17 protein-coding genes are annotated in these 25342 nt (G+C 45.1%); 8 read left to right on the top strand and 9 right to left on the bottom strand.

The genetic code is table 11. The features are described 5' to 3' along the window. Positions 1-8: 8 nt before the first annotated feature. The 4 genes from A2048_08610 to A2048_08595 form a co-directional block, all read right to left on the bottom strand. A complete protein-coding gene (locus tag A2048_08610) occupies positions 9-1064 on the bottom strand; it encodes a phosphoribosylformylglycinamidine cyclo-ligase (GenBank protein OGP07518.1) in 1056 nt (351 codons plus the stop codon). 182 nt (positions 1065-1246) lie between these two features. Further along, positions 1247-1645 (bottom strand): hypothetical protein, encoded by a 399-nt coding sequence (locus tag A2048_08605; GenBank protein OGP07517.1) that lies wholly within the window; start codon positions 1643-1645, stop codon positions 1247-1249. A gap of 52 nt (positions 1646-1697) precedes the next feature. Next, positions 1698-3947 (bottom strand): ATP-dependent Clp protease ATP-binding subunit ClpA, encoded by a 2250-nt coding sequence (locus tag A2048_08600; protein ID OGP07516.1) that lies wholly within the window; start codon positions 3945-3947, stop codon positions 1698-1700. Further along, positions 3944-4270, bottom strand: coding sequence for an ATP-dependent Clp protease adaptor ClpS (locus A2048_08595; protein ID OGP07515.1), 327 nt, complete (start codon positions 4268-4270; stop codon positions 3944-3946). The genes A2048_08600 and A2048_08595 overlap by 4 nt, the downstream gene beginning before the upstream one ends. A gap of 93 nt (positions 4271-4363) precedes the next feature. Between A2048_08595 and A2048_08590 the strand changes: the two genes are divergently transcribed. Next, positions 4364-5590: a hypothetical protein gene (locus A2048_08590; protein ID OGP07514.1), complete on the top strand. Its 1227-nt coding sequence runs from the start codon at positions 4364-4366 to the stop codon at positions 5588-5590. Positions 5591-5631: 41 nt separating this feature from the next. On the opposite strand, the gene A2048_08585 is transcribed toward A2048_08590, so the two are convergent. Continuing rightward, positions 5632-5868: a hypothetical protein gene (locus tag A2048_08585; GenBank protein ID OGP07513.1), complete on the bottom strand. Its 237-nt coding sequence runs from the start codon at positions 5866-5868 to the stop codon at positions 5632-5634. A gap of 11 nt (positions 5869-5879) precedes the next feature. Beyond that, positions 5880-6965, bottom strand: a complete 1086-nt coding sequence (locus A2048_08580; protein ID OGP07512.1) for a chorismate synthase — start codon at positions 6963-6965, stop codon at positions 5880-5882. Between the two features lie 114 nt (positions 6966-7079). Between A2048_08580 and A2048_08575 the strand changes: the two genes are divergently transcribed. The 7 genes from A2048_08575 to A2048_08545 all read left to right on the top strand — a co-directional run bounded on the left by A2048_08575 (position 7080) and on the right by A2048_08545 (position 22542). Continuing rightward, positions 7080-14747 (top strand): hypothetical protein, encoded by a 7668-nt coding sequence (locus A2048_08575; protein OGP07511.1) that lies wholly within the window; start codon positions 7080-7082, stop codon positions 14745-14747. A gap of 87 nt (positions 14748-14834) precedes the next feature. Beyond that, entirely contained in the window at positions 14835-15269 is a 435-nt protein-coding gene (locus A2048_08570) for a hypothetical protein (protein OGP07510.1), read from the top strand. After that, positions 15266-15853 (top strand): hypothetical protein, encoded by a 588-nt coding sequence (locus tag A2048_08565; protein OGP07509.1) that lies wholly within the window; start codon positions 15266-15268, stop codon positions 15851-15853. Before A2048_08570 ends, A2048_08565 begins: the two co-directional genes overlap by 4 nt. Positions 15854-15915: 62 nt before the next feature. Then, positions 15916-17373, top strand: coding sequence for a hypothetical protein (locus A2048_08560; GenBank protein ID OGP07508.1), 1458 nt, complete (start codon positions 15916-15918; stop codon positions 17371-17373). 202 nt (positions 17374-17575) lie between these two features. Continuing rightward, complete coding sequence (locus tag A2048_08555) at positions 17576-19618, top strand: hypothetical protein (GenBank protein ID OGP07507.1); 2043 nt, start codon at positions 17576-17578, stop codon at positions 19616-19618. Between the two features lie 100 nt (positions 19619-19718). Then, positions 19719-21002 carry a hypothetical protein gene (locus A2048_08550; GenBank protein OGP07506.1) on the top strand — a complete coding sequence of 428 codons (1284 nt, stop codon included), beginning with the start codon at positions 19719-19721 and terminating at the stop codon, positions 21000-21002. Then, a complete protein-coding gene (locus A2048_08545; protein OGP07505.1) occupies positions 20992-22542 on the top strand; it encodes a hypothetical protein in 1551 nt (516 codons plus the stop codon). Before A2048_08550 ends, A2048_08545 begins: the two co-directional genes overlap by 11 nt. Positions 22543-22553: 11 nt before the next feature. Here A2048_08545 and A2048_08540 read toward each other — a convergent pair whose 3' ends face one another. From A2048_08540 to A2048_08530, 3 genes are all read right to left on the bottom strand, one after another. Beyond that, a complete protein-coding gene (locus A2048_08540) occupies positions 22554-22943 on the bottom strand; it encodes a hypothetical protein (protein OGP07504.1) in 390 nt (129 codons plus the stop codon). 141 nt (positions 22944-23084) lie between these two features. Continuing rightward, a complete protein-coding gene (locus tag A2048_08535) occupies positions 23085-23744 on the bottom strand; it encodes a hypothetical protein (protein ID OGP07503.1) in 660 nt (219 codons plus the stop codon). Between the two features lie 6 nt (positions 23745-23750). Next, positions 23751-25337 carry a hypothetical protein gene (locus tag A2048_08530; protein ID OGP07502.1) on the bottom strand — a complete coding sequence of 529 codons (1587 nt, stop codon included), beginning with the start codon at positions 25335-25337 and terminating at the stop codon, positions 23751-23753. Between the last annotated feature and the right edge of the window lie 5 nt (positions 25338-25342).

Genomic DNA, 25342 nt, shown 5'->3' with positions numbered 1-25342 from the left:
GACGTCGATTACAAAAAAGTGACTTCTTTTTGTCCTGTTTTTTTCTCTACCATGGTGCCTATTTCAAAGGCGGTGCAATTCATTTTTTCCAAATGTTTTATGATGTCGTTTTTTTGCTTTTGGGAAGCGACCACCACCAATCCCACCCCCATGTTAAAGACACGCCACATTTCATCTTCGGGGACATTTCCTTTTTCTTGAAGCCATTTGAAGATGGTTGGGGTTTTGATTTTGGTTTTATCAAGGACCGCACAGGTATTTTGGGAAAAAATGCGCGGCAGGTTTTCAACAAGGCCCCCCCCGGTAATATGGGCAATGCCCCGGATATCAAATTGTTTGATTAAGGAAAGCACTTCATTAACGTAAATACGTGTTGGGGTAAGCAAAACTTCTCCGATGGGTTTGTCAAAACCACACAGGTCGCGGGTGATTTCCACTTTTTGCGTTTCAATAATTTTTCTTACCAACGAATAACCATTGCTATGCACCCCGCTTGAGGTCAGCCCAAGGAGGGCATCGCCTGCTTTTATAGAAGAACCATCAATGACACGGTCTTTGTTGACAACCCCCACGGCAAAACCGGCCAGGTCAAATTCCCCTTTGGCGTACATGCCGGGCATTTCGGCGGTTTCGCCCCCGGTGAGGCTGCAATGGATGGGGGCGAGGGCCTCTGCAATTCCGCGAATGACAATGGCACCGACTTCTTTAGAAAGATGGCCCGTGGCAAAATAATCAAGAAAAAAGAGGGGCTCGGCTCCGCAGCAAATAAGGTCGTTGACACACATGGCCACCAAGTCTTGGCCGATGGTATCAAACTTGTTCATTTCAAAAGCCAGCTTTAGTTTGGTGCCCACACCATCGGTGGTAGAAACAAGGATGGGTTCTGGATATTTTTTCAGGTCGAGGGCAAACAACCCCGCATATCCCCCTAGGTTGGACATCACTTCTTTTCGATGGGTTTTTTTGATGGAAGGAACAATATCATCAACTAAGGCATCGCCTTCATCAATATCAACACCGGCATCTTTGTAGGTAAGGGATTTTTTATTGTTGTTTTGTGACATCGGAATTCGATTTTACTAACGTGTCTTCCGGCAGATTTCAAGGGTATTGTAGGGCGTATTGTACCGTTAACGGGCGAACACCCTCCAAAGGCGGGCAGGCAATCGCCCTACGGAATCCAACGTACGGGCGCTGCTTGCTGCGCCCTTCTCTGTCGGCGCTGGGGGCGCGCCATGGGGCGCCCCTACTGGACAATTTCTGCTTTTACTTCTGTCCAACCTTGCTTGATGAAATCCAGCAGTTCCGCCGCCCGGTGGGATAAATCCAAAATTCTTTTTTTAATGAAAGGGCCTCGGTCGTTTACACGCACAACAACACTCTTTTCATTAGCAAGGTTGGTGACTTCAAGAAGGGTTCCAAAAGGGAGTGTGCGATGGGCGGTGGTGAGGTCTTTTTTGTCAAATTTTTCACCATTGGCTGTTTTCCGGTTATGGAATTTGCCCCCATACCACGAGGCGCGGCCGTAAAAAATTTCACCGGTTCGGGTTAAGCCGGTGGGTAATGGTTGTTCCGGGGGTTTTTTGGTGGCGCAGGAGGCAAAAAAGAAAGTAGAAAAAATAAGAAGAATTAAAAGTTTGGACATGATTTTGATAGGGACGGGTCATAACTGTCCCCAAGAGAATTGTAAGGGCAATTCATGAATTGCCCTTACGCTGATCGGTTACGTTTATTTTAAATGTTAATTTCCCTTTACTAAACGTTATCTTTACTTTCCCCCCTTCATTTAATTTTCCAAAAAGAATTTCTTCCGAAAGGGGTTTGGCAATTTCATTTTCAATGAGGCGTTTGACGGGTCGGGCTCCAAATTTGGTATCAAAACCTTTTTCAGCCAAATATTTTTTAGAGGCGGCATCCAACTGCAGGTTTATTTTTTTAACCGTCAATTTTTCCTGCAATTCAAAAAGGGCTTTTTCGACAATTTGTAGGGCAATCGTGGGGGTAAGGGCATTAAAGGATACAATGCTTGTCAGACGATTACGAAATTCGGGGTTGAATGTTTTTTCAATTTCCTTGGCACTTTTGTCTTCAAATTCCTTGGCCCCAAAGCCGATGGTTTTGACCATGCTTTCGCGGGCGCCGGTGTTGGTGGTCATGATTAAAATAACCTGATGAAAATTTGATTTGCGGCCGTTGTTGTCGGTGAGAACGCCATAATCCATGATCTGTAAAAGTATATTCATGAGGTCCGGATGGGCTTTTTCAATTTCATCTAACAAAAGAACGGCATGGGGGTTTTTATGAATGGCTTCGGTAAGAAGTCCCCCTTCATCATAACCGACATAACCGGGAGGGGCCCCGATTAACCGAGCCACCGAATGTTTTTCCATGTATTCGCTCATGTCGAAGCGAACAAATTCAATGCCCATGTGTTTGGCCAATTGTTTGGCCAACTCGGTTTTCCCCACCCCTGTGGGGCCGGAAAAGAGAAAGCTCCCCAGAGGGCGGAGGGGGTCGCCAAGACCTGCCTTGGCTAACTGGATGGAGGCGACAATCTGGGTGATGGCCGTTTCTTGGCCGTAAATGACTTTGCGCAGTTCGGTTTTTAGGTTTTTAAGTTTGTCACGGTCATCGGTCTTGACTGTTTGTGTGGGAACCTTGGCCATGCGCGAGACCATGGTTTCAATCTGTTCGGCGGTAATGATGGGCCGTGTGGGAGTCTGGTTTTTCAGTTTTTGTTCGGCCCCCACTTCATCAATGACGTCAATGGCTTTGTCAGGCAGGAAGCGGTCGTGAATAAATTGGGCTGAAAGCTCGCAAGCGGCCTTCAGGGCTTCGGGTTGGTAGGTGACCCCGTGGAAATTTTCATAATGACTTTTCAGGCCGTCAAGGATTTGAATGGTATCTTCCACAGTGGCCTCGTTGATTTCAATTTTTTGAAACCGCCGCGAGAAGGCATGATCTTTTTCAAAAGTGGTACGGTAGTCCTTGTAGGTTGTCGTGCCAATGCACCTAAGATTACCGCTGGCCAAAACGGGTTTAAGCAAATTGGAAGCATCCAGGGAACCCCCGGAAACAGCGCCCGCCCCAATGACGGTATGGATTTCATCTACAAACAAAATGGCATTTTTGTTTTCACTAAAAAGGTCTAACACCTGTTTTAAGCGTTCTTCAAATTCTCCCCTAAATTTTGTGCCGGCGAGCAACCCCGCCAAATCGAGATGATAAATAACTGCTGACTCAAGGATGGCAGGGATTTCTTTTTTTACTATTTTAAGAGCCAATCCTTCTGCAATGGCCGTTTTTCCCACGCCCGCATCCCCGACCAAAATGGGATTGTTTTTACGCCGTCGCAACAATACATGAATCATGCGTTCGGTTTCTTTGGTACGGCCGATGAGAGGATCGATCTGTCCTTTTTTGGCTTTTTCATTCAAGTTGGTGCAGTAAGGAAATGAGGTTGAATCCGTTTTTTCATCCGTTTTGGCGGGGAGGCCATGATGGCTGGGAGCCAGCTGAATTTTGGAAATCTTGTGAGAAATATAACGGAGCACATCCAGTCTGGAAATATTCTGTTCGCCCAAAAAATAAACGGCATGGGATTCTTTTTCCCGAAAAAGGGCCGCCAGGACACACCCCCCATCAATTTTTTCAGTGGAGGAACTTTGGGCGTGGATGGCGGCTGTTTGCAACACCATTTGAACCCCCACACTGTAGCGGGGAGCAATTTCTGTGGGAACGCCCTGCATTTTTGTCTTGAAAAATTCTTCCAGTTTTTCGCGCAGGTTTTGGATGTTTCCCCCACAGTGGATCAAAATGTCAGAGGTAAGGGGGTCATAGGTAAGCGCATACAGCAAATGTTCCAGGGCAATAAATTCGTGTTTGCGGGCCTTGGCTTCATTGTAGGCACGTTGAAGTGTTTTTTCGAGTTCTTCGGCGATAATCATGTTTCCACCTCCATAATGCATTCAAGCGGATGTTCGTGTTTTTGAGTCAGTTCTTTAACCTGCATTACTTTTGTACGGGCAACATCATAAGGGTATATTCCACAAATGCCACGACCTTTCTGGTGAACATCAAGCATGAGCAAGGTTGCTTCTTCTTCAGGTTTAAAAAACACGGTCTGTATCAGCCACACGACAAAATCCATGGGGGTGTAATCATCATTGATAAGCACAACCCGATACATGGAAGGGGATTTTGTTTCTGTTTTTTCGGCCGTACTCAATTGGCCATCTAGAGAGTTTTGATTTTGGATTTTTCGTGTCATAGTTCATTGTTGATTCAAGGATAAACCCGGTACAGTAGACCCCGCAAGGGTATTTTTATTTACATTCATCATTTTCATGATAAAGAAACCACTATGAAAAGTCTTTTCAAGACAACAAGTTATCTATTCATGCTCTGGCTTGTTTTGGCAGCGGAAGGCTTGGCGCAAACGCCGGCTCCCAGTCTGGATGCGAAAGCCTGGGAAACAGTCAATCGGAGCGTGGATGATTTGTATCGGGAAGGAAAAATAAGCCAGGCCCAGATCAAGGCCGGTGAGTCTTTGGCGCTGGCCAAAAAAATATTCGGCCCCGACCATCTTAATGTTGCTGTTGCCAGTGACAAGCTGGCCTTGTTTAGCAAGGTAAACGGACGTTATGCCGAAGCGGAAGCTCTTTATAAAAGCATTATTGATATTGTGACAAAGAAGATGGGGGCGGGTCATGTGGCCCTGGCGGCTACCTACACCAATTTGGGTGAAGTTTACATGAGCCAGGACAAGTATGAACAGGCTTTCGCCATGCACAACCAGGCCCTTGAAATACGCAAACAAGCGCTGGGCCCCGACCATCTTGAAGTAGCCATTTCACTTAATCATCTGGCGGGAGTGTTTCGTTTTCAGAACAAGTTTGAAGAAGCCGAAAATTATTACATGCAGTCCCTCAAGATTTTGGAAAATAATTTTGGAATGGTTCATCCCGATATCGCTGTTTGTTTGAATAACCTGGCCGGGCTCTACCGCATTGGAAAAAAATACATCCTTGCAGAGGATTTTTATAAACGTGTGATTGAAATCTGGAGGAAGCTGGGTGGCCCGGATGATTCCAACGTAGCGGCTGCCAAAAATTCTTTGGCCCTTTTGTACACAGACATGCTTCGGTATGACGAGGCCATCAATCTTCACAAAGAGGTTCTTGATAGTTTGGAAATTGCCGAAGGAGCGGAAAGTCCTGATCGTGCCGTTAGCTTGAATAATCTGGGTAAAATTTATCGTTTTCAGGGAAGGCTGGATGAAGCCACCATCATGACGGCCCAGGCGCTCCAGATTTTACGCCAGCAATTTGGTGAAAGCCATCCCACCATTGCCAATACCATGAATAACCAGGCGCTTATTCTGGCGGCCCAGGCCCGTTTTTCAGAAGCCATTGACTTGCAGGAACAATCCTTGCGCATGTTGGAAAAAACTTTGGGAAAAAATCATTATTATGTGGCCGATTTGCTTGAAGACATGATCCGTGTTTTTGAAAAGGTGGGACAAAAGGGCAAAATCAAAAAATACCAGGAAAGAATAAATCAAATCCGGAAACCCGTAGGGACGAAGTAACCTCGCCCATACACGGAGCGAGAGATCCTTGCCCGTGCCCTTTATCGGTCCTGCGCGGCTTTAAGAATTAACCCCACCATTTTAGTCAATTCCCCTTCTTTTTTAGACGAGATTTTTTTAATCCGGCTGACATATTCGTGTGTGAGCTTTTCCATGTTTTTCTTTTGGCCGGTGCTTGCTTTAAGGCGGGTTAATTGTTGGTCAAAGAGGGCCGCATAACGATGGGCCTCGATAAGGGCGGTGATGGGCGATTGGTTTTTAGGCATGTTTTGTTTCATGGAAACAATTTCTAAGCCAGGTTTTGGGCCCGGTGACGCAATAAATGGTCCGCCAGGGTGATGGCCATCATGGCTTCCCCCATCGGAATAAAGCGGGGGAGCAGGCAGGGGTCGTGCCTTCCTTTGGTGGCGATGGTGGTTTTTTCGCCTGAATTGGTAATGGTTTGTTGCTCACGGGCCAGGGAACTTGTGGGTTTGATGGCACAGCGGATGACAATGGGCATTCCGGATGAAATGCCCCCAAGCATTCCCCCATGACGATTGGGGTTTGTGCCGATTTCCCCTTTTTGGGCCACGAAAATATCGTTGTTTTGAGTTCCACGGAGGGTGGCAGCCCCAAAGCCGATACCATATTCAAAGCCAAGAACTGCCGGTAAGCTGAGCATGGCCTTCCCCAAGTCGGCTTTCAATTTGTCAAAGACGGGTTCCCCCAAGCCGGGAGGGACTCCTGTGGCCACAATTTCAGCTACACCGCCGATCGAGTCAACCTCTTTGCGCACTTGTTCAATGAGTTCGATCATTTTTTGTGCGGTTTTTTCATCCGGGCAACGCACGATGTTGGATTCAACCTGTTTAAGCGTGATTTTTTCCGGGTGGGGGATGTTGGCGATGATGTTCCCCACTTGTTTGACATAACCGACAACAAAAATCCCTTCCATGGCCAGAATCTTTTTTGCCACAACCCCTGCAGCCACACGGGCTGTGGTTTCCCGAGCGCTGGAACGCCCTCCGCCACGGGTATCGCGGAAACCATACTTGGCATCAAAGGTGTAATCGGCATGTCCAGGGCGGTATTTGTCTTTGATATCTTCGTAGTCTTTTGAACGGGCATCGGTGTTGGGGATGAACAGGGCGATCGACGTGCCCGTGGTGTTGCCCTCAAACACGCCGGATAAAATATCGACCTGGTCTTCTTCCTGGCGCTGGGTGGTGATTTTAGATTGCCCGGGCTTTCGCCGGTTCATATCGGGCACAAAATCTTCCGGGGCCAAGGGAATGCCGGGAGGGACCCCGTCAATGATAACAGTGTTTCCCGGCCCATGGCTTTCGCCGGCGGTGGTTATTCTAAAGAGAAGTCCAAATGAATTTCCTGGCATAAGTGTTTTAAATTTATATTAGTTTTGAAGGTTTGTCTTTTGTTTTTTTGGCGCAACTTTTGGAAACTATGGACGATATAACTACCCAATTAACAACAATTAAAATAAAAAATTATGACTCTTGATTCGACTAATGGGACACATAGCGTCCCCTCTGTAGCATCCCCAAGCCCGGAAAGTCCATCTTCGCCACGGATTTTGGTTATACTTTCACGCCTTCTTTTTAATGATGTGGGATCAGACAGGCATCGAATTATTCAGGCACTCAAAGACCCATCGCATTTAACCATTTCCAACAACGAATTGCATTTCACATTCAAGTTTACCGAAGATCAAAGTGAATTGATTAAGGAGTGGCTGAGGTTTTTACCTTCATCAATGCTTGTGGCCAACCCTCGAGTAGGTACCAATGAAATGCGCATGCATTTTAGTGGTGGAACAACGGTTGCCAATATGGATTGCCGTCAAAGATTCATTGCCAGTGTGGACGCTGGTGGTGATTCTTTTCCCTTTGGCTTTGTCTATCAAAATAATTCTTTAACCGCTTTTTTTGGGAGAATATCAATAACTCAGATAGGGGCCGGAGAATACTCCCTTAACATTCGCCTTAAGCTTGATCGTGGAGAAGCTCTCAAAGAGGAAAATATTGATGGTTTCTTTAAGGGGCTCATAGCCAACGTGCCGGGTATTTCCCCTGCCGGTAGAAGTATTAAAGCGAGTTCATCAACATCTGGGAACAAGGTTACTGAAGAGGATCTTGATGCCATTTTAAAACGTGCAGGAGATGATTTTTTCACTGAGCGTAGAAGCCCAGGAGCTAGGCTGGATGATCTTCTCAACGGAGCCGACGACTTTGACATGGTTCCCCTTCTTGATGAAAGGGATGAAGGTCTTTTGGCAGAGGACGCCCGGCCCAAAATCAAACCCGAGAAGCCATCCAAACCTCCTCGCGCCAGAAGAGTGCGCCTTAGCGCCAAAAATAGGGCTCAATTGGAGAGACACATTTTCCTTTTGGAAAAGGGAGCATCCCTTGATTTGGCAGATCCCCTTCGTCCATTGGTGGCCAAAGTAACTCTTAGGAGAACCGGAGGGTTCCCAACCATGGATGTTCTATGGGATGTGGCAGAAGATGACATAGGCTTGGTAAGTCGCCTTGTTGAATACTATTACGCCAATGAAAGTGATATCCAAGGATTTGAAAATTATGCCCGTCATCATCTTGGTCCAAGGGCTTCTTTTGAAGACCTGCAATATATGCATGATATCACCGATATCCCCTTACGCGATCTTCTGGCTTTATCATGGCAAATTTCGCTTTCTGATGATTTCACCCCGCAAGATTTTAAAAGGATAGCTAGGAAAACAGGTTTTACCGTAGCACAGATTATATCCTTTTATTCTCCATTGCAGGTGGGAAGTCATTATGGTTTTTCGTGGGATGAATATGATGCTCCGGAAAAATTGTTGGGGATTGCCGACTTTTTGGGGACAACAGTACATACCCTTCTAACAAGTCTTCCCGATGGAGAGTCAAAATGGGACGCAGTCAAACCCTTATGGATTAAACGTATCCAAAAACAACTAGAAGGGAAGATTGACCCCCATGCGACCATTAGGGAAATACGTCTGTCAGGGCTTGAAGGCGATCTTGAGGAAATAGTAAATGGTGCTCTTGGACTTCGTCTTATTTCTGACAAAAAACGGGATGCCATGAGTAGCGGCGAAAAGTATTTCTGGTGTCAAGTTGTGGGGCTCGTTTTTGCTAGTGAAGAGAAAAGTATAAAAATCCTTAAGGCTATAGCCCAGGATGCCACGCATCCTGACAACATAAGTTCTGTCATACCTGAAGAAGCAGACACTCTGAGCGCGGATGAAGAATCTTTGTGCGAAAGGGAAGGCCTTCGCAAAGGTAGTCCTCAAATTTTTACTAAACTTGCTTCAATATCTTCCCGTTTGGGGATTCCTTTAAGACAACTCATTTTGTTCTCATGGGGATATACACGACTGGCTTATGATTTGGCGGCATCTCTTAAACATGGTTTTAACGATCAATCAGAACATGGTTTATTTTTGGCTTTCTCCGACCATGGCAAAGATCGCCCATTGTGCCATGCTCTGCTTCATTTTTACAAAGGACATAATCCGTTTTATCGCATTTCCGGGGGCTTGAATGCCGAGGAAGTCAGGCAGGAGGTGGCCTTTACTCTTTTTAAAGATATGCCGGAATTTCCGGTCCCCACCTATGCTACTTTTACACGCATGCGGGAGAGGATGTCGAACCCTCCCGAGGTTGAAATGGATACTTCCCGTTACAATTACTTAAGGGAGCATGTGTTTTCCTTTCTTTATACATTTCGCGCGCAAGTTGCCCCTGAAACATTCCGTAATCTTTGGGTGAGAGCCCACCCTAGTGATGCCGAAAGTTTTCCTGTATTGACCACAGAGGACCCATGGTGTGTGCCCAATGATGTTTCATCATGGGCCGATTTGTGGGCCTATAACATGGCTCACACGGTACAAACGCGTGAATTCAGGCAATTTGCCGGGCCCAAGGAGCAAGCCGATATTCTCGGTTTGGCCCTTACCCAATACTACAATTATGCTGGCGTACCGGGTTTTGGTAGCCGGCAAAAATTGCTCGAGCTTGCCGAAAAAGTCTGGCCAGTGAATTCCCCAAATTATCACGCCCTTGTTCTCAATTGTTTCCCTTGGATGGCCGCTTTTGATCCTCATTTTTTACGTGCTGATGGAACACGTGTTGATTTTCCGGAAACCCATCGGGCCTTGTATGCTCGTTGGCGTTCTCTACCCGGGGTACGTGCTTATATTGGTGAGATTGTTCAAAAACTGAAACTTGCCATGGATTGTCAGGGGATTAGTGATGAAGTTTTCATGATAAACAAATTAGGGTTTGGGGAAAGATTGGTGCGCCGCATTTTGAGTTCTACCATGCATGTGCTCAATGATGATGAATTGTTAGCGTTGATAGAGAAACTACCCTTTGTGGATTCTCAAAGGATTCTTGAAGGCTTTCAATATGGCCGTTTGCATTATTTTATGGGCACTTCCCCCTCTGGAGATATTGATTGGAGCTGGCCCAATGCGAGTGATGAAAAAGCCATCAAAGCCCTGGATGTCCAAACACTCATGGAAGACATTGCCACTCAGCTGTCCCCAGCTGGGACACCGGCGGAAGTTTATTGGAAGGGTATTCGACATTTTAGTGCGGTGGGTGAGAAAGGTTTAAAGGAAGTGGCCTTAAGCTTAAACGACCGCCAAATTTGCATTGTGTCTGCCAAAGCCAAGGATGCGGGCATGGGTGATATTACAGAAAAAATACTTTTCTTGAAATTCAATGCTGCCTTCCTACAAAAATTTAAAAAAATTGGTCCAAATGCGCTTTCTGAAAGAAGGCAAATTTCTCGTGTGTTAACTAATGAAACACCCACAGAGGTTTCACCTTTGAATTTTGAAAGTTATGAAGCCCTTCAACAGAGGTGCCAAACCACGGGCGAAGTGCTTGCCGATCTTGTCGCTTGTTGTTTTGATAATTTGCTGTGGTGTGATTTTTTAAAACAGCGTCGGGAGGCACTAGGGTTAAGTATTGAAGAGGTGGGGCGACGTATTTCAGACTTAAGGAAGGTCTACCCTGCACCCATCAAGTTATTGCAGACTTTTGAAAATTGGAAGGCAGGAGATGATCTGCCGTTAAAGCCGCTACTTGCTGCATGGATGGAGGTGTTGGGTTTGCAAATGGATATCTCAGTGATGACCTGCCTTATAAACAGGCAGGCCCATCCTGAAGTGGATAGCCGTTTTACTCAAGGGCCGGGTTATGAGCTCTATTGCGATACACCTGCCCTTTTGCGCATTGTTGGAGAATTTTCAAAAAAACCGTTTGAGGAAATTGCCGCAAATCCGCGTTATCTTCTTTTTAGAACCTTGCTTGACCCCAAGCATTCCCCGCTCAGAAACGAGAGCCGTTTTGATATAACAGCTGCCGATGAGCGGCGGGTTTTGCTTCAGGGGCAAATTGCCCTCAATTTCATTTGTGGGAATAAGAGTTTTCCCACTTTGGAATTGGTGCGTGATGTGGCCAGCTTGACCGGCCAACTTGTGGATGATGTTTTTGATTGTGTGATGCACGATTGTGTACCCGCCCAAATCCCCAATAAAGGGGGACGGGTCTTTGTCGATTTGGTGGATGATTGGGCCAACAATTCTGAAATGAAAAAAGTCATGGACCATTTGGGTAAAAAACGGTTGCGATTTTACCTTGATGGCCGAGCGGCCAAACATCAAATCCCGTGTTTTTATAAAAATGCAACTGGGTTGTCGGGGTTTTTATATCTTGTCCGTCAGCTTTACGCCTTGGGAGTTGAAGATATGGCTCGGCGTTACGGAATCAACGACAAGGCCTATTACGATTTGGAACAGGGCGTTGCCAAGGATTTGAAAAGCGGAGATGTGCGGCGCATTGCGGATTTTATCAAAGTAGATACAGAGGCTCTTTGGGAAATGGCTACGGCACAAGGCCTGTCAAAACCGCAAAGACGTGTACTTCGGGAAGCCAGAGAAGGGACCATGCGGGATCTTGTTAATAAAGCCATTGGTGGGATGAGTTATCCCCAAGCTGCCTCCCTGATTCGAACAATGTGGGAGGCACTAACTGGGCACACATTAGATGTTAATGGCAATCACATTGTTTTTCTGACTCAATACTCTCGTATTAGCGTTGGAGAAGAGATCAAACTGGCATTTATGGTGGCTTTTGCGGATAAATTGGATTTACCGGCTTATGCCCAATTGGCTTGGCCACCGCTTAAAAAATGGATTTGTGATGACAATGGGCCCTTTATTAAACTTCCTTCAAATGAATTTCCCCCAAATATTTTGGGTTTGTCCCATCCAGAAATTATCTATGGTCTTCGGTTGAGAGAGCGCCAAGGATACTCTGCCATGTGCCGGATGCTAGGCTATGCAGACAGAAATACCGCTCAAGTCCAGGAACAAAGAAACTATCCTGCTAGTGATGAAAAAATCATTGGCTTTGCAGAAACTCATCCCATGGATGCCGCTTTGATGTGTGCTTCCGCTCACCCATGGCCTTTTTTACTTTTCCCAATAGCCTCCCAAGAAGGGGCCACGGTTAATCTTATCCCTCCAGATCTTTCTCTTCCTGAAGAAAAGGCACTGGCTTTGACTGCCCTGGCCCGCGCCTTGATGGCCGAGCGTGATGTTCGTGGGCGCGGAGATGAATTTTTAAGTGCCGCCATGGAAAGAAAGAAGGGTGAAATGGGCCTTGCAACCATCGATGAATTGATCCATGCCTTGGGACTTCCTGAAAAATTCAAACACCGTCTTTACACGGTGACTGATGAGGATATGGATGCTTTGGTTGCCCAGTTTGGGGTGGACCCATTTGAATTGTTTGTGCATTTCAGGCAGGGGGAACTGCATTACTTCATGGGGAGTTGTTATAATCCTAAACTTACTCCCAGATATGCCTTAACCGATACAGGTTTATCTTTAAAACTGAAAGCCATTTGGGAAAAATTAAGAAAAGATGAAACAGAGGATTATGTCAGTTTCTACAAAAATCAGGATGGATTTTTTGAAGTCAAACAAGCAGACGATGTTTTCTTGTTTTCAAAGGGGCGTCTTAATGCTGTCAGGGCCCAAACCCTAGTGGGTCTGGCGCAAAGGTCCGGAATTTTGCTTGATATGGAAGAACTTTATACCCTCGCCTGCGAGCGCTATGAGGGGTTGGTTTCATCCCATAGAAGAACCATTGACTTCTCTCTTTCCCCAGAATGGACTTTGGACAGGGTTTCCGGTATTGACTGGAATTTTATTGGAAATGAATTTGTTGCAAAGGATTTTGCACGTGTGGAAGCCGCCTGGGTAGCACTTCAGCACCCGGTGATTCAAACTAAAAATCCAAAATTGAAATGGCCTGCTCTCATTAAAAAAGGTGTTCCGGTTGAATTGGTGCCGGCAATAGCCCATGCCGTTTTTGAAAATGCCCATGGAAGTATGTTTGAGGGCTTGAGTTTTCAAGATATTCAGAAAATCCTTTACTTAAAAGTGCGTCTGCCTTTCTTTGAAAAATTCAAGGATAAGTTTGAAAGTTTAACCTCTTCAAAATCGTGGTTTGATCTTAAAGGCAGGGCCGATGCCAACGGCATTTCTTTGGATGAGGCCATTGTGCGAGAATATGGAGCTTACCAATTTCTTGATCGCCTTAAAGCTTGGTGGGCGGGGTTACCATCTCCTCTTTGTTTATCCAACGAAAAGGTGGCCGATTATATCGGAATTACTCCCAATACATGGCATAAGTTGATTTCCGGAGGAATCCCTTATCCCGATCACGTCCTTCTTTTAAAATTGGCCAGAGCCATGAACCTAGACCCAATGCTCTTGGCCTACTGGCTCAATAGGGAACATTTGCCACAGATTGATCCTTTATGGACGCGGTGTGATCGCGGCGAAATTTATCTTTCATCAGAAAAACAAGTTCGTCTTGTCAATAAAATTGGCAGCCATTTTCCAATATGCCATCCTCAAAATCCTGCTGCCCTTGTAATAGCCAGAGTGTTTAATCCGGCAGTAGGTTCCTATGATGTTAAACAGAAAGTTTTTGTTTCGGAAGATGGGTTACTTACCTGCCCCTTGGAACGCCTTATTGATTTTCTGGAAGGAAAGGCCCCTCCGAAAAAGGCTACCCTGACGCTTGTAAGCCATCTTTTTAACATACCCTTAAATGATCTTTATGATTATGTTCTTAAAGACCAATTCCCAAAAGTGGTTTCCTTGCTGGAGAGTGCTGGGCTTTCTGAATTAAAGTTTTTCATTGATCCTGTTGCTGATACATCTTGGTTAGCGGCCCTTGGAGATAATCCCGAGGATATTCATACATTGGGCATACGGATGAGACTCGCCAGGCGGTATGTGCAGACACAGCCTGAAATGCAGCAGGTAGATCAAAGCGCTGATTGGACGATTTATTATGATTTTGAGCGGCCACTCTCCAGGAAAGGAAAAGCCGAGATTCAAATTAGACGTTTGGTGGAATGGGATGCCAAGATTAATCAACATATTCCCCCGAGAACGCGGCTGGATCTTGGTTTGGCTATGCAATGGTTTGGTAGAGAACATCCCGAAGCCTTTGAGGGAAAGAGTTTTGATAGCCCCATTGTTTATTGGGCATGGATTGATTTTTTAAAATCTTTGGAGGCGCATCTAGATCTTGCCGAAGGAGATTTGGTGATGCGATGGGAAAAGGCCACTTCTCAAAGCGAGGCCATTAGGCATTTTTCTTATCAAGGGGCTTTGAATTTTTTCAAAGAGCAAGGGCTTTGGGTTATCACCAAAAATTTTAAGGAAGTTGAAGGACGGGCTTCGCTTAGGGATGCCCGATTGGCTTTTGATATTTTAGGCATTCATCAACCTGATCCCGATCCGGACTCTGATCATTTTCAAACCAAGGGGCTTACTCTTACTCAAGGTAAGAGAAGAAGGGTTCAGGGAACGAGCAGGCACCGTGGGGAAAAAGCGCTTTTACCAGAAAATAAAGAATTACCTCTTCAAGTTTCTGCGGAAACCACTCCCGTTTCATTAGGTGTGTCATCAGATGATCCTGTGCCCGCAAAAATGCCATTACGGAGTGCTAGGCCAGGAAGAAAAACAGGACCATCCACATGGCATAGCCTCATGGCATTGCGTAATAGGGCTGTACCCTTCCATGGATTTTCAAAAAGCCCCCTGCGATTTGCGCGGTAATTAAAAAAGGCTGATTAATTCCTTTGAGATTTTCATTAAATGTCACCAAAATGTTGACAATTGTCATCAAAACTATGACAATTGGCCATGGACTTGAAATTTCTCATTCCTTCTAAAGTACGTCGGGCGGTGCTTAAATATTTTATTGATAATCCCAAAGCCCAGGTGGGTGTGCGCGAGCTTGCGCGCGAGATCAAGATATCCCCGCAGCAGACCTATCGCGAACTCATCAACATGGAAAATTGGGGGTTCTTGTTTTCATCCAAAAGGGCCAATCAAAGGGCCTATCGGTTAAATGGGCGGTTTCCGTTGTATTTAAGCCTTCAAAAATTACTATCCGATATCGATCAGGCCAATGAACAAACTTATAACATCAACCGTGTCTTTAAATGGAAGCAACTTTCCAAAGAATATGACCGGATTCCTATCCCAAAAGAGATGATCTTGGGTTTAACATCTAAAAGGTTACAGCCACGCGCCTTTGATGAAGAAAAGATAATGAAAAAGAAAGGCTTGCTATGAGCGATCAGGAATTACTCAAAATTTCAAAAATGCCGGTCGAAGTTCAACAGTTGGCTCTTGGAGGTTATTTGTCCAGACTTTTTGATAGCGACAATGTTTTGCTTACAGTTGTAGGGGGCGCTGCTGTTCAATATTATACGAAGGCAGAATATACGACGAAGGATCTCGATGCCATTTTGGTGGGAGATACAACGACAATCATTGAAAGAGTGATGGGGAGTATAGGTTTTAAAAGAACCAGTACTTATCGGCATTTCGAACATCCTCTTTTCCCTTTTGTCGTCGAATTTCCACCGTCGCCCATTGAAGTGGGTAATCGTCACATTGGAGATGTTAATATTGTCGAATTTGAAGGCTATCGGGTACGAGTTATACGAATTGAAGACATCATCATGGATCGTATTATTGCCGGTGTTGAGTGGGGGCAGAAGTCTCGTTTGGAACAAGCACGCCTCTTGTGGCTTAAAAACCAAAAATTTATCGATTTGAAATATCTGAAACATTTTGCAAAATCGGAAGGCTACGAAAAAGATCTTAAGCAAATCATGAAACCTCTTAAGCCCGTTAAAAAGCCCAAAAAATAAGGAGCTAAGGGTTTGTATAAAGAACTTTATCTTCAACTTTCCCTTTGTTATCCTAAATTCCTATGAAACAACGTCATTATTTATTTCTTTTTCTTATTTCTTTTTTGTTAACTGGCTGTGGGCATGAATTGAAGGGTCGGGTTTTTCTTGACCAAAACAACAACAACAAGCACGAACAAGACGAGCCGGCCTTGGCCAACATGGGATTTGCCCTTACAAGAAACGATGCTGAAGTTAAAAAGGGAAAAACGGATAAGAGTGGCCGTTTCAAGTTGGATGTCGATGACAAGGATGGCACTTATTGCATTACAGTGGTTGAAGCTGATTTATTGTCGCTTGATGTGACAAGAGTGGCGTTATTCAAAAAATCCCCCTTGCATTCCCCTTTTTTAAAGGGGGAAAAATGGAAGTTTCATTTTTTAAACCAGGCTCATGCTCAAGTGGGTATACCGCGCGAAGTTAATTGTGATAATGGCGATGATGACGATGCTGATGGAAAGAAAGATTGTGATGATTCCGATTGTGCCAACGATGCCAAATGTGTGGATAACAATCCCCCCGTTGAAGATCCTGTTGATGATAAGGGGGATGATGAATCTGAAAAAGATGACAAAAAAAATGAGGATGGTGTCAGCTCGACTGAATCGGGCAAGGCCTGCGGCACTCTTTCGGGAAGTGCCTTGGAATTAAATATTCCCATCGGAGTAGACTACTCCGCCCAGCTTTCCAATTTTGATGCAACCCAAGAACGTGAAAAAAGGTTAAGTCATATCACCCTTGATTTGCATTATCCGGAATCATGCCGGGTTAAAAATATCGATTTCCCGTCTTTTATTGAGCCTGTAGATGCCGAATTAAAAGAAAAGACATTTAATCCCGATTCCCACGAGATAAGTTTGGAAACAGTCATTGCCATATTGCAGGTGCGCAATGCCTGCCGGCGCAGCAATTTTGAAACAGCCATTCATGACACCATACGCACCTGTCCCCTTGAAATAATTTTAACCAATGATGGTTCGGTGGGGGATAAACAATTTTCCTTTGCCCCCAAAGCCCTTTGTCCCGATGAAAAAGAAATCGAATTACCCAAAACCGATATCGAAGTGGATGGGCACGATGATTTTGAAGTGGCCCAATCGGCGGCGGACAATAATGGGGATGGGGCCTGGGCTCCGGGGGAAGCTGTCACAATTCAAACGCTTGTCAAAAACAATACGGCCATGGATTTTACCGATGACGATCTGGAATTGACCCTGACAACCCCTTCCCAGGTGGTGAATCAGCGTTTTGAAATGCAGGGTGGACAATGCGTTCCTCAAGCCAATTCCGGCGTATGCCGTTTTGCTTTAAGATTTGGGCAACAAATTACTGTGACAACACGTTTTAATCTTCCCAATAATATTGATCAAAATTCAAATACGTTTAGCGTCGGTGCCAAACTAGAAGTAAAAGCCAAGGGTGAAACGGTTCCCTTTGAAGCGAGCCCCGTGGTAATTACAGTTCCAGTAGGAAATCAATAGCTTCTCAAATCTCTTCCATACCTCCTGTTTCCCCCGAGGGAACATTTTTAAGCTTTGGTGGCAGGTAATAGGTCAAAAAGACCTGTTTAAAGTGATAAAAGTGTCTTGTCTTTTGACGGTTTGTGGATGTTAATTTTCTAAACCAGCAAAAAGGATCATATAAACATAATAAAATTAAGTATTTATTAACAAATTAGAATTTATGAACTGGCCTTTCCTTTGCAGATTTCATTTTATCTATATGAAGTTGATTTTCTCCCATTTAAGTTTGGTTTTGTTTTTATTTCTTGCCCATTGTGGAGGGGGGGGAGGTGCGGGCTCATCTCCGGTCCCCGGCGATGATTTTGATGTTGATACCGTCCTTAATGCTTCTGATAATTGTCTCGATGTGGCCAATCCAGACCAAAAAGATAAGGATGGGGATGGTATAGGGGATGAGTGTGACAATGATTTGGATGGGGACACTGTTTCCAATGATGTTGATAACTGTCAACAGACTCCTAACCCAAACCAAGAAGATGCCAATGGGGATGGTCAGGGGGATGCCTGTGAACATGCGCCCATTTTTGGAGGTCACAGACCACCGCTTGGTAACCCCGCCCGAGCAAACCCCAATCAAAGGGGTAATCCTAATTTCAATCCCAATCCCAATCCAGGAGCCAATCCAGAACCAGCAAATCCTGTCCCCTATTTTGATGCCCTGGTTGCGGCTGAAAAACGCGATCTCTATCGGGAAAAATATCGTCCCGTTTTTACAAGTGATAAACTTTTATCAACGATGAAGCTAGATGGGATCACACCCTTTCCGGATTGGGATGAAGCTCTGAAAAGAAAATTAATCAACACCCTTGTTTTTTATGAAGAGGTCCAAGGGGAAAGGCTTCCCCCTTTTGAAGGAAATTGTTCTCCTCAAGGGGGTGAAAACTCTTGCTATCGGGTCGACATGTTCAGGGTTCCCTATACGGTTTTCACTCCAGAATATAGGGAATATCTCCAACTAACTCAAATGGCTTGGAATCTTTATGTGGAGGCCAATCATCTTCTTCCATGGTCCATTCTTGGGTATTCCGAAGAGAGTTTGGCGCTTCTGTTTCGATTTCCAGAAAAACAATATTATGGAACCCAGCTTGACGTCACTGAAACTTTTCGGATTGTGAAAGGAACTCTTCGTGAAGCCCAAGACCATCATTTAAATCTTGTTGGGGCCACAGCCCTTGAAACCCTTCTGAATACAACCCAGTTTGTCGGTGAACGTATCAAACATATTCGCGGGACGGATCAAAATACAACAGGGCCTTCTCATCCCATCTGGCCTTACAGAGCTAGAAATGCCGAAGGAGAACCTCTTTATGATCCGCAAGGAATCCGCGTTCCCTTAAATAGACACCCCACACCCAAAGAAGTGCTCGTTTATCGTGATCCCCACCACGATTTGGTCATTCATCCTGATGCTCCTTTACAGGCTCAATATCATATCGTGAATGGATGCTGGGGGGCCTCAGCCCTTCTTAAAGATCTTTTTCATTCGATGAATCTGCCCGTGGAACTTTTGGGGGACTATCATGGTTTTGGAGGACATTCAGGCGTGCGGTTTGCCGAGATAGAGGGCCACAATTATTATTTGCATCATTTGGATAATCTTTACTACTTCCCATGGCTCTATGGTGTGCTGCAGAAAAAAGAATCCATTGCTGTCACTGAACATTGGTCTCTAGAGGGATTTTTCCCCTTTCAAAATGTGGCCCAAGGTTATTCGGTTTTTCACACCGATTTTGATCCTTTTCTCACTGCCGAAAAATTGGCTGAGTTTGGGCTTGAAGGAGAACGCTTGGCCCTTGTTCAAGGACAGTTACCGGAGGTAGTGGGAGATTTTCTTGCGTTTGACAAACGGCTTTTGGCCCTTCGTTCTTTAATCCATCCTTCAACTCAAAGTCTTTATGGACGTTGTGAAACGCCGAATCTGGCCGCCCGTTTCTTGCCCCTAAGTTCTTTAACCGATGAAGAAGAACGGGACCATATTGCTGCTCTCGATCGCATCATTGGAGAAAGGCGCCAACAAAGGCCCGCAGCTTCCTGTTTTGAGCTTTTTTATGACGAATTAAATGTCATTTATAAGGCAAAAACAGGCTTGGAACTTAATGGAGATGCCGACGGAGATGGAGTTTTGAATTACCGGGATTGTCATATCTATGCACCTGCGGTCCAAGTTTGCGAAGCCAGTTTTTATAATTCGGTTGGATTGTAAAGGGTCCGTCAAAATAAAATCTATTAAAAATAAGGTGACAAAGATCATAGCAACCAAGCTTTCTTTGGGGCGATAAACAAAGGGAAATAAAGAGATATTTATGGCCCTTATCGCAAACATTCGTTCCCTACATTCTCCTTTTTTTGGAGGGACCCACCATCCCCGTGTTTCTGTAGGATTACGTTCATGCCATCGTTTTCCACTGACAAGAAAATTCGATGCTGCTTCCCCCCATGTTTTTGCAAGACCTCATCCCACTCACCTGGGTGATAATCTGGCGATAGGAGGGGGGTTTCCTGGTTATGAGGCTGCCATTTTGCATGGAGCTTCCAGTCATAGAGGACGGAGAGATCATGTTGGAAATGGAGGGGCAGGTGGGGCTCATTTGGTTTCTGAGTTACAGTCTCTAGCAGCAAGCTCATTACTTCCACCCACTTTGGTCCGAAGCACGGATCGTACGGCTGTAGTAAGTGATGTTGTTTATCCGGGAAGGGGCCGCCATATTCTTCAGATAGGGGGATATCCCACAGCGCATGCGGCTCATTGTGTGACAAAGGCAGACCTTTATGATCGCAAAAGCCGTCCACATTATGATTATGTGGAATATCACCTGAGTCATTTTGACCGTGAATTAGTACGATTTCTTATAAGACCTGTTACCTCGGGTGGATGGGGTGTGGTTTATTTGCAAACTGACAGAACTGTGGTAGAGCGGATGGCAAGAAACTTGAAAGGGCGGAAGATGGAAGAGGTAGCCTTGTTCCCATCAACTTATAATCGCTTTCTCATTCTTTTCCGCAGCCCTGCAAAAAAGGGATTTGTACCTGCAAGACCACCCAAAGAACCTCCAAAAAAAGCAGACAAAGCATCGGGTCGTCCTTTACAAGCTGTGCAAGTGGAAAATTTTAGACCGAGTGTATTTGTAGAAATGGGTTTTCCTGCACCGCTTGTTGCCTCTGATGATACGGTTCGATATGCGGAAGTTTCAGATTTACAAAAACGCTACGTGGTTAAAATTTTAGTGGCTGGAAGCCGAGTTCATCGAATAGTCCCTGCCGGATATACCACGGCAACAATAGAGAATTTGACCGAACTATGGGGGGGAGGGGCCTTTCGTTATGCTGAATTTTATTTCTCACCCGGAGATCTTGAAGCTTTTGTAGTAAAGGTAAGTCGTCCAAAGCTTGTTACTTCCATTTGTTATGGAGGATGGGGTGTTATCTATATTCCCTCCGTTGATTCTAGGAAAGTAGGTCAGCTTTTAGCTGAATTAGAGAACAAAGGGGCGGGCAATATTTCGACTTTTACCGGTAAAAACGGTTCTGACACCATCATTCTTTTTCAGCGTGTTCAAAAAACGAAAGGGAGTAGAAATGGGGAATAATGTAACAGCATTCCCTGGAGTGGGAACGTCGCAAAATATTAACGATGCCAACCAAACTTCTTTGCCAGTTTTGGCCCCTCCTGCAGGTATGGCCCAGACAGGCGCCACGGATGCCTTTGTTGAGACTATTGCTTCCCTTGAGACATTAAGAGCGGGTTGGATGTACCTGGGTAGCGAAGGGAACATTCAGATTTTTTGTGAGAATGTTTTGAAACGCTTGCAGGCCAATCTTCTCATGAACAAGAACATGGATAACCAAAGGCCAAAAACACCCGAAGAGTGGGCAAAATTAGGTGCCGCCCTTGTTGACAATGCGGTCGTGATTCAAGCCTTGCTTAATAGTCATGAAAAAATGGCCAACATCGATGTTTTCTTTGCTCTTATAGGTTACATACCCGCTCAAGCTGAAGGGGCCAAGGTTTCCAAGGAAGCCGGAAGTATTATGGTAGAATTACCTTGGGAAGCAAAAGGTCGAACCGTAGTTAGTTCAGAAGATTTTACAGGCAATTCTTTGGTAGCATCGGGCCCTAAACAATTAATTAATTGCCCCGTTGAATTTGCCGCCGATGATCCTTTAATCGCCGGTGGGAGTAAAACCGTTGATTGCAGTTCGATGATGGGGATTAACGTCATCACAAACACCATGTCCCCCGATCAAAGATATCGAAGTATTGTGGTCAATGCATTAAATGACGAACTTCGGCCCTACGGACTTTTATCGCTTGGCGCATCTGAAGAAAGCATGACGGGTGCAGTTGATGCCATTCGTCAATTAAGGGGTAAGGAATATAGTCTTCAAGAAAAATGTGAAATTGTTGCGCGTCGCATGATTGTGGCAGAAATGGGGCGACGCTTGAGGAATTCCTTGTCAGATGCAGAAATTGAAGCTCTGGTAAACCCGATTATTGATAGGCCGGAGGATATCAAATATGTTTTAGCTCAAATATCCGCGGGTTATCTTAAAAGCGTTGGCGGCATTCGCGAGATGGTTCAATCAAGAATGGCGTTGGCTCAAGTTTCAAGAGAGAATAATCCGGGTTCGAAACCCGCTTTAAATGCCGATCTTTCTATAGATGAATTATTATTGGCAAACCATGAAGAATTGTCTGGTAAAAAACCTGCCCCAAAGGATGTTGAAACTTGCATCAACCGATTCTTATCCCGTTATGGATTTAACAATGGAGAAATGGATCATGCGCTTGTGTATGGCCGGGTTGTTGCAAAACTAGAAGATGCAAAGGTCTCCCCACGACAGCTTCGCCGGGCAGTCAGAACAGTGGTGCAGAATTATTTTGTAAGCCTTGTCAAACCAGTTTGCCCTTTCCCCCATCGCGCCCATTCCATAGCCAGCGATATGACGCGTTTCCCACTATTGGCTCGAATGATTCAAAAAAGACTGGGCCGAAAACACATGACCAGTTCTTATCAACTGAAACAATTTGTTGCGGCCTTTCACCGGCAGGTGGAAAAGGAAACCAACACGAACAGACTGGCTTCAGGCCATGGCCCATCCACATCAAATGCCGTGGCGCAAAATTAATTGCACTTTGCCTATACGCTCATCAAATCACGGAAGGCAAAAGGGAGGGCGATGATCATTCCCAAAGCATAGAGAGCCCAGAAGGAATAAATGAGAATTGTAACAATGGTCTCCCGATGATCCTTTATTTTACGGACAAAAGGACGTTCAAGATTTCCGGCCGACTCCTGCATTTTTAGAAAATACTTGAAAAAAAGATGGACCATCACGGGTACGGCCGAAAAAGCCATTATCAAAAACAGTCCAAAGGAAATGATCAGTGCAAACCCTTTGATGTTTTCCTGTATGTCTGGTTTGGTAAGGATGGGCTCGAGTATGGAGCCGACAATGGCCCAAACAATAAAAAGGCCAAGGCAGACTAAAAAGGCGATGGCAAATGGTTTGGGAGGAGGGGGCCGCATAAAAAAATTATCTACCACAAAACCTCAAGTTTAGTCCAACGATGATCCAAGGGTCATGTTCTGGGGTTTTCAGGTATGGTGAGATTGACGAGTTCCGAGTTCAGATGCCAACTGGGAGCCGACAAATCATAAAGAGCCAGGTTATTCTATTTTTGAAAGGGTCATTTCATAATCCAGGACACATCTCCCATTTGTTGTGCGTTGGCCACAGGGCTGGGTATATACATGAAATATTCTTCGCCATTTGAGGGTATTATTTTTTTTATAATTTAACCATCCTTGGGCCAAGCTCTGATCACAAAGTTTTTCATTTGTCCGTTCGTCAATGGCTTCCCCAAAATTTTCCCCTTGGAAAATTTTTCCCTCCATTTTTATATATTGTAAATCGATTGATAAATAATCGGCCGGATTTTTAGTGTGGGTTGTGAGAAATGATTTTGTTGCCAGTGTTTCTCCAAGATTCAAAGTAACTCCTGATTTCATTCCAATGTTTCGACAAGCCTCCAAACTTGAACATGGAATGACCACGCGGTCTTCTTTATCGCCACCATGGGTATAAAGGGGGGTTGGTTTTACAACATAATAAGGAGTCGATGGTTTTGCTTCTAAAAAGAATAATTTTTCCTGAGGCCCGAGACAATTTTCATATTCTGATTGTCGCTGATAAATGGAATAAGAAGCCGTGAAAGGAATGTCTTCTTTTTTTAGGCATCCTTTTTTAAGTGAAGGGACAAGAATTCCCAACGCCAACAAAAATAAAAATATCTTTCCTGTTATTTTGGATAAATTACTTTTTGGCATAGATCCCTATGGCCACTGTTTGCCAGGTTTGGCCCAGTCAAATTTGTCAAGGCTGCCGGGTTGAAAATCTTTCATGGCTTCATAGGCCAGCCATTCTTCGTCCCACTTGATTTTTTTGTATTCACCAAAATTGTAGAAGGTTTGTTTTTGTGCCGGATCAAATCCGTAATCCGGTTCACTTGCATCAGGCACGCCGTCACTATCGGTGTCTTGGGCTTGGAGTTGGGTTAAACTTTTTCCCATTTTCCAAATTTCAAACATGCCGATGTGTGCAAATTCGTGCAACACCAGCGTGGCAAAAGTATCAATGAAGGTGGTGGTGCGAAAGCCGTCACTCATAGGATGGTTACCCGGTTCTTTACGCCAGAGAAGCGGATATCGGTTGCTCATGGTGGAGTTTAGTTGGGTCAAGTCGCAGATAAAGGCTGTGCGGTGGGAATAGGCCTTGGGATCAAAAAAACCTGTGACGGATTCATTTTCCCAATAACAGAAACTATAAGGATGTCCGCCGTAGATAAGTTTGACAGTTTGTCCTTTGGGTTTTCCTGCCGGGGTTTGTTTCCAATAATAAAACCAGTTGGGATCGTGGCCTTCCGGGTTATTCTCTGCATTTGCCGGGAAGAAGACCTTGATATTTTTACTCTCTTCAACCTTGCAGGCCCCGGCTTTGAGTTTGGCCGTGACAGTTTTGTCACCGAAGGAATTATTTTTTTCGGGAAGCATTTTGTACGTGGCAGTCACATATGGTCCCCGCGCATCAAGCGGTTGCACCAGGCGCACCGAGCCCGGCACTTCGGGGAGGGTCCATTCAACATCACCCGCACGGTCTGGAGGGGATACCCGGGCCTCTAACACAAGCTTGAAGGTGGCGGGTGTGTCGGTGGAGTAAACGAATTTGCCATCATTTGTGTCGTTTAAGATTGCAAGGGCCATTTCCATGTCGGATGAACCTCCGCGCATGATGGTTCCCTTAAGTACGGGCTCATTGGGGTTGGAAGGATCAAACTTGAAAGTCATCTCATCACCTGAAACGGTTCCTGAAAAACGGTTGGTGGCCATCAACCCCACTTTGCCGCCCACCACATCCAGCTGATAATTGCCCGCTGTGGAAGTCATCATGAGCGTACGAGGCCCTTGCTGCCGGCTAAAATTGTTCATCCACATACCAAGCCCCATATCTATACGGCCGGAAGTAGGTGGGACCATGGGCTTTAGCTCCCATGGGTAGTCAATTTGCTGCTCGAATTCTTCAACAAGCCATTTGCCATTGTATCCGCTTCCACCCGAAACCTTGGACAGGGTGAGTCGTTCTGTATAAACCACGCCCATATTCGTTGTGGATCCCTGGAGTGATACTGAAAAATCAGGACAACGGGCCTTGCCCGCGATAGCTGGTAAAATCAACTTCAACAGCATTATCACCGTTAAAAAAAGAATGCCGATTTGTCGCGTCATTTTTTTCTCCAATTTTCTTGCTATGAAGTTTATGGCCCATGCAGCTATCATGAAAAGAATAGCAATACAATGTGTTGATGACTTTGGGGCAAAAGATAAAACCTGATAATTATCAGGTTGTAATTTGGTAACAAGCATTGACA

This window comes from Deltaproteobacteria bacterium GWA2_45_12 (assembly GCA_001797365.1).
Taxonomy (GTDB): Bacteria; UBA10199; UBA10199; order UBA10199; family UBA10199; genus UBA10199.
Note: the sequence above shows the minus strand (reverse complement) of the source record. Positions and strands in the feature narration are given on the sequence as shown.